Origin of the sequence: Enterobacter sp. RHBSTW-00994, from assembly GCF_013782625.1 — a bacterium.
Lineage (GTDB): Bacteria > Pseudomonadota > Gammaproteobacteria > Enterobacterales > Enterobacteriaceae > Enterobacter.
This window is the reverse complement of sequence record NZ_CP056199.1, coordinates 4,458,359-4,470,008: the sequence shown is the minus strand read 5'-3', so window position 1 is coordinate 4,470,008 and position 11,650 is coordinate 4,458,359. Positions and strand designations below refer to the sequence as shown.

Sequence of the window (11,650 nt, the reverse complement as noted above, 5' to 3'; positions counted from 1 at the left end):
GATAGTCCTGAATTGCAGAAATATTATTCTACGTAAGTAATCATTTCAGGGCGGATTAATTTTACCCGAAACTGCATTTCATTTTTTTGACACTCTTCCCGGTTATCTTTTCTCCATCAGCGCACACTCGATCTATGCTCATAGAGTGGCTTTGATCACACTTTTACGCTCATCCCCGCTACTCCTCCCTGTCTAATCCCCTACAGGATGAGGAAGAGGCGCAGTGAGCCAGGCACACTAGCGCCAACATGTTTTCTCTCTCTACAGGATGCCGATTCCCTATGTCACAGCCTACTTTTAACAAAGCTCAATTTCAGGCTGCCCTGACACGTCAGTGGCAGCGTTTCGGTCTTCATGCTGCGCAGGATATGACACCTCACCAGTGGTGGCAGGCAGTCAGTGGCGCGCTCGCAGAGCAACTTGATGCACAGCCAGTGGCGAAGCCTGTCAAAGGCCAGCGTCACGTCAACTACATTTCAATGGAGTTCCTGATTGGCCGTCTGACAGGCAATAACTTGTTGAACCTGGGCTGGTATCAGGATGTGGGCGATGTCCTGAAAGAGCACGACATTAACCTTACTGATTTACTGGAAGAAGAGACCGACCCGGCGCTGGGTAACGGCGGTCTGGGACGCCTGGCGGCCTGTTTCCTCGACTCCATGGCAACGGTCGGTCAGTCCGCAATTGGCTATGGCCTTAACTATCAATATGGTCTGTTCCGTCAGTCGTTTGCCGATGGCCATCAGATGGAAGCGCCGGATGACTGGCATCGCAATACGTACCCGTGGTTCCGCCACAATGCGCAGCTTGATGTGCAGGTGGGGATTGGCGGAAAAGTCACGAAACAAGGCCTCTGGGAACCTGCTTTTACGATCACCGGCGAAGCCTGGGATCTGCCTGTGCTGGGCTACCGTAATGGGGTGTCGCAGCCACTGCGTCTGTGGCAGGCGAAGCACGCCCATCCGTTCAACCTGACCAAATTCAACGATGGCGATTTCTTGCGCGCGGAGCAGCAGGGTATCGATGCCGAGAAACTGACAAAGGTTCTCTACCCGAACGACAACCATCTGGCGGGTAAAAAACTGCGTCTGATGCAGCAGTATTTCCAGTGTGCCTGTTCTGTTGCCGATATTCTTCGCCGCCATCACCTGGCAGGCCGTAAGCTGGTGCAACTGCCCGATTTCGAAGTGATTCAGCTTAACGATACTCACCCAACCATTGCGATCCCGGAATTGCTGCGCGTGCTGATTGATGAGCACCAGCTGAACTGGGATGACGCCTGGGCGATCACCAGCCGCACGTTTGCTTACACCAACCACACCTTGATGCCAGAAGCGCTGGAGTGCTGGGATGAGAAGCTGGTGAAAACGTTGCTGCCACGCCACATGCAGATCATCAACAAGATTAACGACAAGTTTAAGAAACTGGTGGATAAAACCTGGCCGGGTAACAAAGCAGTCTGGGCGAAACTGGCTGTGGTTCACGATAAACAGGTGCGCATGGCGAACATGTGCGTGGTGGGTGGCTTTGCCGTCAACGGCGTTGCGGCGCTGCACTCCGATCTGGTGGTGAAAGATCTGTTCCCGGAATATCACCATTTATGGCCAACCAAATTCCACAACGTGACCAACGGCATTACGCCACGTCGTTGGATCAAACAGTGCAACCCACTGCTGGCAGGCCTGCTGGATAAAACACTGAAGAAAGAGTGGGCTAACGATCTGGACCAGCTCATCAATCTGGAAAAATATGCTGATGACGCGAAATTCCGTGAAACCTACCGCGCGATCAAGCTGGAGAACAAAGTCCGTCTGGCTGCGTTCGTGAAGGTACGCACCGGGATTGAGATCAACCCGCATGCGATTTTTGATATCCAGATCAAGCGTTTGCATGAGTACAAACGTCAGCACCTGAACTTGCTGCACATTCTGGCACTGTACAAAGAGATCCGCGAGAACCCGGAAGCGGATCGCGTACCGCGTGTGTTCCTGTTCGGCGCAAAAGCTGCACCGGGCTACTATCTGGCGAAAAACATTATTCTGGCGATCAACAAGGTAGCTGAAGCTATCAACAATGATCCGAAAGTGGGCGACAAACTGAAAGTGGTGTTCCTGCCGGATTATTGTGTTTCTGCCGCAGAAATGCTGATCCCGGCTGCGGATATCTCTGAGCAGATTTCCACGGCGGGTAAAGAGGCCTCCGGAACAGGCAACATGAAACTGGCACTCAATGGCGCGTTGACGGTGGGCACGCTGGATGGTGCAAACGTCGAAATTGCCGAGAAGGTAGGTGAAGAGAACATCTTTATCTTCGGCCATACCGTGGAAGACGTGAAAGCCATTAAAGCGAAAGGCTACGACCCGGTGAAATGGCGTAAGAAAGACAAAGTGCTTGATGCCGTTCTGAAAGAGCTGGAAAGCGGTAAATACAGCGATGGCGATAAGCACGCGTTTGACCAGATGCTGCACAGCATGGACAAACACGGCGGTGACCCATACCTGGTGATGGCGGATTTTGCGGCCTACGTGGAAGCGCAAAAGCAGGTCGACGTGTTGTATCGCGATCAGGAAGCCTGGACCCGTGCGTGCATTCTGAACACCGCTCGCTGTGGCATGTTCAGCTCTGACCGTTCAATCCGTGATTATCAGGCCCGTATCTGGCAGGCAAAACGCTAAGGAAGCGCGATGGAGAGTAAACGTCTGGATAGTGCCGCGCAGGCGGCGGGGATCAGCCTCAGTTACATCAATGCTCACGGCAAACCACAGTCTATTGGCGCTGACACCAAAAGACGTTTGCTGGATGCCATGCACAGGGCCAAACCCGACGCGAAAGCGTCGGGAACGCCAGTGCCGAACGTTAAAGTCTTCACCGCGGGCAAAAAAATGCCGCTGATGGTGGAGGGGCGCGGCGAATTTAGCTGGCTTCTCACCACAGAAGAGGGCCATCAGCATAAGGGCCACGCAACCGGTGGCAAAGCACTTACCCTTCCGGCGAAACTGCCGGAGGGCTATCACACACTAACGCTCACCCAGGATGACATGCGTTTTCACTGTCGGGTGATTGTTGCGCCAAAACGTTGCTATGAACCACAGGCGCTATTGGAAGGTAAAAAGCTGTGGGGTGCATGCGTGCAGCTCTATACGCTGCGTTCTGACAGTAACTGGGGTATCGGCGATTTTGGCGATCTGAAAAAGATGCTGGCCAATGTTGGCGAGCGCGGTGGTGCGTTTATTGGCCTCAACCCGATCCACGCTCTCTACCCGGCTAACCCGGAAAGTGCCAGCCCATATAGCCCCTCGTCCCGCCGTTGGCTGAATGTCATCTATATCGATGTGAATGCGATCGACGATTTCAGGAACAGTAAAGAGGCGCAGGACTGGTGGACGCTGAGCACGACTCAGCAGGCGCTGAAACAGGCGCGCAACGCTGACTGGGTGGATTATGCCACTGTTACCGCGCTAAAAATGGCGGCATTACGTCTGGCGTGGAAAGGTTTCGCGCAACGTGATGACGAGCAGATGTCCGCTTTCCGTCAGTTTGTGACGCAGGAGGGGGAGAGCCTCTACTGGCAGGCGGCGTTTGACGCGCTGCATGCGTATCAGGTGAAAGAGGATGAAATGCGCTGGGGCTGGCCGGTGTGGCCGGAAGCTTATCAATCCGTTGATACTCCTGAAGTGAAAGCCTTCTGTGAAAAGCATACGGATGAAGTGGATTTCTACCTGTGGTTGCAGTGGCTGGCTTACAGCCAGTTCGCTGCCTGCTGGCAGGTGAGTCAGGGCTATAATATGCCGATTGGGCTGTATCGCGATCTGGCTGTTGGTGTGGCTGAAGGCGGAGCGGAAACCTGGTGCGACCGCGATCTCTATTGCCTGAAAGCATCAGTGGGGGCGCCGCCGGATATTCTTGGCCCACTCGGACAAAACTGGGGCTTACCGCCAATCGATCCGCACGTCATGGTGGCAAGGGCTTACGAACCGTTTATCGACCTGCTGCGTGCCAACATGCAGAACTGCGGAGCGCTGCGCATTGACCATGTCATGTCGGTGCTGCGTCTGTGGTGGATCCCATATGGCGAAACAGCCGATCACGGGGCGTATGTTCAGTATCCCGTCGATGATTTGCTCTCGATCCTGGCGCTGGAGAGTAAGCGCCATCAGTGCATGGTGATCGGTGAAGATCTGGGAACTGTGCCGGTAGAGATTGTCAGTAAGCTACGAGATAGCGGCGTTTACTCCTACAAAGTGCTCTATTTTGAGAATGACCATGAGAAAATCTTCCGTGCGCCGCAGGCGTACCCGGAACAATCAATGGCTGTCGCGACGACGCATGATCTTCCTACGCTCAAAGGTTATTGGGAAAGTGGTGACCTGACGCTGGGTAAAACGCTTGGTCTTTATCCGGATGAAGAGGTGCTACGCGGGTTGTACCAGGATCGTGAACTGGCGAAGCAAGGTCTGCTGGATGCCCTGCATAAACACGGCTGTCTGCCGAAACGGGCTGGACATAAGGCTTCATTGATGTCGATGACGAGCACCCTCAACCGTGGTTTGCAGCGTTACATTGCTGACAGCAATAGTGCCTTGTTGGGGTTACAGCCGGAAGACTGGATTGATATGGCAGAACCGGTGAACATTCCGGGAACGAGCTACCAGTACAAGAACTGGCGTCGCAAGTTGTCCATAACGCTTGAGAAGATGTTTGCCGATGATGAGGTGAACAAGCTGATTAAAGATTTGGATAAACGCAGAAGAGCGTTGAGCCAGAAACGATAGTTTCGACGGGAAATACAAGCCGGGTAAGCGCTAGCGCCACCCGGCTTTTTTACATCAGATTGCCATATTCAGCAGCAGACACCCTACCAGGCCACACACCGAAATAATGGTTTCCAGAGCTGACCAGGACTTGATGGTTTCACCGATGGTCAGGTTGAAGTACTCCTTGAACAGCCAGAAGCCCGGATCGTTCACGTGAGAGAAAATCACGCTACCGGAGCCAACTGCGATAACCATCAGCTCAGGGCTTACACCTGTAGTCGCAATCAGCGGCGCAACAATACCGCCCGCGGTAATAGCGGCAACCGTTGCAGAACCTAATGCGATACGCAGAACCGCCGCAATAGACCAGGCCATCAGGATTGGTGAGACATTGGTTTCATGCATCATGGAAGCGATGTATTTATCAACGCCACTGTCGACCAGAACCTGCTTGAATGCACCGCCACCGCCGATAATCAGCAGCATCATCGCGATGATTTTGATGGATGAAGTCAACGTGTCGTTGATCTGATCCATTGAACGACCACGGTTCAGGCCAAAGGTAAACATCGCAATCAGAACGGCAATCAGCGTTGCCATCACAGGGTCGCCGAGGAATTCCGCAACAGACAGGAAAGCGTGACCTTTTGGCAGCACCATCTCAGCGATTGCACGCATCGCCATCAGCACGACCGGAACCAGTGAGGTCCAGACGCTGACGCCAAAACCTGGCATCTCTTCCTCGGTAAAGGTTTTCGCGCTGTACAGACCTTCCGGGATAGGCTTATCGATGCTTTTCAGGAAACGGGCGTAGACCGGGCCTGCCAGGATAACGGTCGGGATGGCCAGAATTGTACCGAACAGCAGGGTTTTACCCATATCGGCGTGGAAAATGGTCGCAATAGCGGTTGGGCCTGGGTGCGGCGGCAGGAAGCCGTGGGTTACGGACAGGGCCGCAGCCATAGGTACACCGACATACAGCAGAGGAATGTTTGCCGCCGCGGCGATGGTGAATACCAGTGGCAGCATCAGCACGAAGCCCACTTCATAGAACAGGGCAAAACCGACGGTAAAACCGGTTAATACCACGGCCCACTGAATGTGCTGTTTACCGAATTTGGCAATCAGGGTGGTGGCAATACGTTGTGCGCCGCCGCAGTCTGCCAGCATTTTGCCGAGCATTGCGCCGAAGCCCATGATCAAGGCCAGACTGCCAAGCGTGCCGCCGACACCGGCTTTGATAGAGCTGATAACTTTCACCAGCGGCATACCTTGCATCAGACCGACTGCAAGTGCCACCAGAACCAGAGCGATAAACCCGTTCAGTTTGAAACGGATCATCAAGAGCAGTAATAAGACTACACCGATAGCGACGATGACTAATGGCATGATTTACCTGGCCTTTGAATTGTTATGGGTAACGTCATTGTTTCAACGACAACGTCCATTTGTCCCAACTGGGAACAGAGGATTTGCGGCACTAATACTGATTGCCCACGAAACATATGAGTTTAGACGGCTGTTATGAGTGTGCTTAGTGCCCACGAGAATGATACGGGTAACATGGTCGGGTTGAGAATCACCCTGGCGGGCAAAATTTAAATTATGAGACGCAGGTCAACATATGGGGAGGTAAACGCAAAACGGTAACCTTTGGGTTACCGTTTTTAATATTTTCGCCCTCTCCGGTGGGTGAGGGGCGGTATGAGGGCATCACACTGCACTCTTCCTGGTGCTACCGTAAGCGGGGGCACTGGCAGGAACTTAGTAGTAAGAGTGCTCACCGCGCTGGTGTTCAGTCAGGTCACGCACGCCTTTCAGTTCAGGGAATTCGTTCAACAGTTGTTTCTCGATCCCTTCTTTCAGCGTCACATCGACCATGGAGCAACCGTTGCATCCGCCACCGAATTGCAGGATAGCAAGACCATCGTCAGTGATTTCCATCAGAGTGACACGACCACCGTGTCCTGCCAGTTGTGGGTTGATCTGCGATTGCAGCAGATATTCCACACGCTCCATCAGCGGGGCGTCGTCAGACACTTTACGCATTTTTGCGTTAGGCGCTTTCAGCGTCAGCTGAGAACCCAACTGGTCGGTGACGAAATCAATTTCCGCATCGTCAAGATACGGCGCGCTCAGCTCATCAACATAGGCAGTGAGCTGTTCAAATTTAAGGGCAGTGTCAGTTGCTTCCACAGCGTCCGGAGGACAATAAGAGACACCGCATTCTGCATTCGGAGTGCCTGGATTGATCACAAACACGCGGATCTGCGTCCCTTCTTCCTGATTTGCCAGCAGTTTGGCAAAGTGCGCTTGTGCAGAATCGGAAATACGGATCATAGCTTTGGCCTAATAGTTGACTAAATTACCTGGGTATAATAATACGCCCATCGGAAAAGGGCTACAAGGTACGACAAAGACACCATACCTGAACCGATGCTGCGCCGCTTTGCAAAAGCAGTCGGGATAGTTCTGCAATGGTACTGCCGGTAGTGACGACATCATCCACAATGGCGATATGGAGCCCTTTGACCGGTAATTCAAGGTGAAAGGCCTTTTTAAGATTTCTTTTGCGTAACGAGGCACTGAGCTGATGCTGTATTGCTGTCGCCCGCACGCGTTTGATTGCTGAGGGAACGTAGCGACAGTTGAGCCAGTACGCCAGAGGGCGGCACAGCAAATCACTTTGATTATAGCCCCGTCGCCAGTGGCGTCTTCTGTGTAGTGGGACGTTCACGATGAGGTCGACACGCGGTAATGCGCGAGAACGGCGCGCCGCCAGAAGGGCCAGCAGTAGCACGCGTGCGAGTGAGGAGGCCAGCGTGGTCTGGCGAGCGAATTTGAAGGCGTGGATAAGGCGGCTCAGCGGCGGAACATAGTCGTTGACTGCCACTAACGCATTCCATGGCGGCGGTTTTTGCAGGCATCGCCCGCAGGGGACGATCTGGCTGACGGCTGACAGACCGCACTGCGGGCAGACGGTGATGCGTGGGGTGAGCGCATACGTGCAGACGGAACATATTCCCCAGTGGCTCAACGCGAGCGGCATTCGGCATAGCCAGCATAAGCCTGGCACTGTTAGCATGTGCAACCTCCCTGTAAAAAAAGAGAACAGTAACCGATGAAAACACTCTGGTGGCAGACCACGGGAACGGGAAATTGCCATCTTGTGCTGCTGCACGGATGGGGGCTGAACGCTGAGGTATGGCATTGCATTAGTGAGGAACTGGCCTCGCAGTTTACGTTGCACCTGGTGGATCTGCCGGGCTTTGGCCGTAGTCACAGCTTTGGCGAGATGTCGCTTGATGAGATGGCTCAGCATGTTCTGGATGCCGCGCCGCAAAAAGCGATCTGGCTTGGATGGAGTCTGGGCGGGCTGGTGGCAAGCAGCATAGCGCTGTCTCACCCTGAACGTGTGCAGGCGCTGGTTACGGTCGCCTCTTCACCCTGCTTTAGCGCACGAGAGGGCTGGCCGGGTATCAAACCGGAGGTACTGGCCGGATTTCAGCAGCAGTTGAGTGAAGACTTCCGACGGACGGTTGAGCGCTTCCTGGCTTTGCAAACCATGGGAACGGAAACGGCGCGTCAGGATGCCAGGACGTTGAAAAATACGGTGCTGTCATTGTCGATGCCGGATGTTGAGGTGCTAAATGGTGGCCTGGAGATACTGAAAACCGCAGATCTGCGCGAGCCTCTGGCGTTACTGGAAGTACCGCATCTGCGTATTTACGGCTATCTGGACGGGCTTGTGCCACGCAAAGTGGTTCCACTGCTGGATACGCGATGGCCGCAAAGTGAATCTCTGGTGATCGATAAGGCTGCGCATGCGCCGTTTATCTCGCATCCCGCGGAGTTTTGTTCAGCGCTGGTTGCGTTAAGTCAACGTTTAAACTGATTAATTTCCAACCAACCTGGAAAAAGTGACGCACCGCAACAATACTCAACATGTCGTTGCGGTTGTACTGCCTACGATAATCAAAACAACAATCCTCTATGGGAGTCATGGTTATGAAACTTATCACGGGTATTGTCACTTCTCTGGTTATTGGGTCACTGTCATTTGGTGTGTTTGCAGCGAAAGAGCTTGAAAAAGATAAACTTAAAGAGATGAATCTGACCAAAGTTGGTGAGATTTCTACGTCTGACACTACCGCGCCTATGGACGCGAAAAAAGAGCTGTCGAAGAAAGCGGATGAGCTGGGCGGGACATACTACGTCATCACCAGCGCTGAGAAGCAGACGAAAAACGTGCGCGCAACGGCGGACGTGTACAAGTAATGAAATAACGCCGGGAAGCGTGATGCTACCCGGCATTATTAGCGCAGGGCCCACCATTCCCGCAGGCAGGCTTTCCCTTCCGGGCAACTCTTGCAACTGCCGGACAGGCATCCATCCGCATCTTCCTGAATACGAACGGCTTTCCCCATAGCTTCCAGTCTTTCCAGCATGGCATCGATCATTGGCCGCGGTGTGTGCAGGTTGAGGCTCAATTGTTTAGCCTCCATTCGTCCCTGCAGCGCCAGTAAATCACGTACCTGAATCAACGATGCCATTGCCATACTCCTTAGTGACAGTCGCCCGCATGGCTTTCACAGCAGGTGGCTGCTGTTTTGCGGCTTGCCAGCAGGTCGACATCGACGCGACTGCGCGCCCGGCGCAGCAGGCCAAGGAGGATCACGTTGAACAAGATCACCGCCAGGATGCAGACCAGGCTGTAACGCGGGTGCTGGTTAAAGTTGGTTGCCTGATAAAAGAGCGTTGCCAGCGAGTAGGCGATGTTCAACCCCCACAGGATGGAGAAGCCCATCCATCCACGGCTGGATTCACGTGCAATCGCCCCCATGACAGAGATGCACGGAATATAGAGCAGAACGAAGATGAGGTAGCTGTAAGCCGCGGAGGCACTACCAAATTTCTGGCTCATCACGCCCATTGCGCCGGTTGCCATTTCGCCGTCGCCTTTACTGGCTTCGATAGGGTTCGCCAGTACGCTCAGGCTGAAGGTATCTTTCAGGCTCTTCCACGTCTCATCTACTGCGCCGAGCAGTTCATCCCCGAGGTTAAATTCTGCCGGGTTGAACTCCTGCTCCTGAATGTTCTCTGCTGTGTAAAGCGTGTTCAGTGTGCCGACAACCACTTCTTTTGCCATTGCTCCCGTGAACAGGCCAACGGTGGCCTGCCAGTTATCCTCATGAACACCAATTGGTTTGAACAGTGGGGTGATCACGCGGCTGACGGAGGCGAGTGCGGAGTCGTTAATATTGTCGGCCGCCTGGCCGGTCAGCGTAAAGCTGTTCAGGGCGCTCAGGAAAATACTCACGACGACAATCACTTTACCGGCACGCAGGACAAATCCTTTCAGGCGCTGCCAGGTTTGAATCACCAGGCTTTTAAGGTGTGGCACATGGTAGACCGGTAATTCCATAACGAAAGGTGACGCTTCACCACGCATGATGGTGTGTTTCAGCATCAGACCCGTCAGGATCGCCATCACGATACCCAGAACATACAGTGAGAACACCGCCAGTGCGCCTTGCTGGCCAAAGAAGGCCGCGGCAAAGACGGCGAAGATCGCCAGACGCGCACCGCAGGACATGAACGGGGCCATCATAATTGTCATCAGGCGTTCACGCGGTGCGTCCAGCGTACGCGCCCCCATGACAGAAGGAACGTTGCAACCGAAACCGACAATCAGTGGGACAAAGGATTTACCGGGCAGACCCAGCGCTTGCATTAGTCTGTCCATCACAAACGCAGCACGCGCCATGTAGCCGGAATCCTCAAGGAAGGAGAGGAACAGATACATCATGCCGATCTGTGGAACCAGCGGCAGAACGGTGTTGATACCGCCGCCAACACCCTGGGCCAGGAAGATGGTCAGCCAGTCCGGGAAGTGCAGGGTGTGACCTATCCACTGAATACCATGCACAAATATAGCGACTGACCCGACATCGAACAGCGGCTGCAATGCCCCGCCGATGTTAATGGCGAGCAGGAACATCAGGTACATCACCAACAAAAAGACGGGTAGACCGAGGAAGCGGTTAATGACGATCTTGTCTACGGCAGCGGTAAACTTACTCGGTTCTGCCGTGAGAGCGTTGCTGACGACATCGCAGATAGCGGCAATGCCCTGATAGCGGGCATCCGCAATGTGAAGAGCCGGGTCATCAAGCTCATCGTTAAGGCGGGCCAGGGCAACGTCCAGTTTATCGGCCGCATCACCTGCATAAGCCCGGCTATAGATATCTCCTTCCAGCATCTGCAAACCCAGCCAGAGCCGTTGCTTGGCTGGCATGCTTTTTACCATCTCATCTGCCAGCAGCTCCGCTTCGCGCAGTAACGGTTGCGCATAGTGCACCAGCTCAACGTCGGTGTTGCTCGTGTGGCGATCGATAGCCAGCTTCAGCGCATCAATCCCGCGCCCACGGGTGGAAACCAGGGGAACAACCGGGCAACCCAGACGCGCAGACAGGGCATCAACATCAATACGCAGTTTCTGTTTTTCTGCGATGTCGAGCATATTAAGCGCCACGATGCAGGGAATACCGAGTTCCAGTAGCTGCAAGGTCAGATAGAGGTTGCGTTCAAGGTTGGAGGCATCGACAACGTTAATTAAGACGTCGGCATCACCGCTCAGAATGTAGTGACACGCGATTTGCTCATCGAGAGACGTTTGCGACGAAATGGTCGTTAATGAATACGTGCCGGGAAGATCAACGAGAGTGACCTGATGGTCGGTTGTCGCAAATTGACCTTCTTTGCGTTCAACCGTTACGCCTGCCCAGTTTCCTACGCGCTGACGTGCGCCGGTTAATTGGTTAAATAGCGTTGTCTTGCCGGAGTTAGGATTGCCAATTAAGCCAATAGTTAATTTTTTCATTGTTTTAGACTCA

The 11,650-nt window shown here is 53.7% G+C and carries 9 protein-coding genes; 4 read left to right on the top strand and 5 right to left on the bottom strand.

The window, feature by feature from the left end; translation table 11 throughout:
- The first annotated feature begins 281 nt into the window (after window positions 1-281).
- Both malP and malQ read left to right on the top strand, forming a co-directional pair.
- Window positions 282-2,675, top strand: a complete 2,394-nt coding sequence (gene malP / locus HV346_RS21400) for a maltodextrin phosphorylase (RefSeq protein WP_181621169.1) — start codon at window positions 282-284, stop codon at window positions 2,673-2,675.
- 9 nt (window positions 2,676-2,684) lie between these two features.
- Entirely contained in the window at window positions 2,685-4,772 is a 2,088-nt protein-coding gene (malQ, locus tag HV346_RS21395) for a 4-alpha-glucanotransferase (RefSeq protein ID WP_181621168.1), read from the top strand.
- A gap of 54 nt (window positions 4,773-4,826) precedes the next feature.
- On the opposite strand, the gene gntT is transcribed toward malQ, so the two are convergent.
- The 3 genes from gntT to gntX all read right to left on the bottom strand — a co-directional run bounded on the left by gntT (window position 4,827) and on the right by gntX (window position 7,839).
- Window positions 4,827-6,143 carry a gluconate transporter gene (gene gntT, locus HV346_RS21390; RefSeq protein WP_181621167.1) on the bottom strand — a complete coding sequence of 439 codons (1,317 nt, stop codon included), beginning with the start codon at window positions 6,141-6,143 and terminating at the stop codon, window positions 4,827-4,829.
- Between the two features lie 375 nt (window positions 6,144-6,518).
- Window positions 6,519-7,094: a Fe-S biogenesis protein NfuA gene (nfuA, locus tag HV346_RS21385; RefSeq protein ID WP_181621166.1), complete on the bottom strand. Its 576-nt coding sequence runs from the start codon at window positions 7,092-7,094 to the stop codon at window positions 6,519-6,521.
- 61 nt (window positions 7,095-7,155) lie between these two features.
- Window positions 7,156-7,839 carry a DNA utilization protein GntX gene (gene gntX, locus HV346_RS21380; RefSeq protein WP_181621164.1) on the bottom strand — a complete coding sequence of 228 codons (684 nt, stop codon included), beginning with the start codon at window positions 7,837-7,839 and terminating at the stop codon, window positions 7,156-7,158.
- A 36-nt stretch (window positions 7,840-7,875) separates the two neighbouring features.
- Here gntX and bioH point away from each other — a divergent pair, with 36 nt between their 5' ends.
- Window positions 7,876-8,649, top strand: coding sequence for a pimeloyl-ACP methyl ester esterase BioH (bioH, locus tag HV346_RS21375; protein ID WP_181621163.1), 774 nt, complete (start codon window positions 7,876-7,878; stop codon window positions 8,647-8,649).
- Between the two features lie 113 nt (window positions 8,650-8,762).
- Window positions 8,763-9,032, top strand: a complete 270-nt coding sequence (locus tag HV346_RS21370; RefSeq protein WP_181621161.1) for a YdgH/BhsA/McbA-like domain containing protein — start codon at window positions 8,763-8,765, stop codon at window positions 9,030-9,032.
- 38 nt (window positions 9,033-9,070) lie between these two features.
- On the opposite strand, the gene feoC is transcribed toward HV346_RS21370, so the two are convergent.
- Together feoC and feoB are read right to left on the bottom strand one after the other, a co-directional pair.
- Entirely contained in the window at window positions 9,071-9,307 is a 237-nt protein-coding gene (feoC, locus tag HV346_RS21365) for a [Fe-S]-dependent transcriptional repressor FeoC (RefSeq protein WP_181621159.1), read from the bottom strand.
- Window positions 9,308-9,318: 11 nt separating this feature from the next.
- Window positions 9,319-11,637: a Fe(2+) transporter permease subunit FeoB gene (gene feoB / locus HV346_RS21360; RefSeq protein ID WP_181621158.1), complete on the bottom strand. Its 2,319-nt coding sequence runs from the start codon at window positions 11,635-11,637 to the stop codon at window positions 9,319-9,321.
- Window positions 11,638-11,650 lie beyond the last annotated feature (13 nt).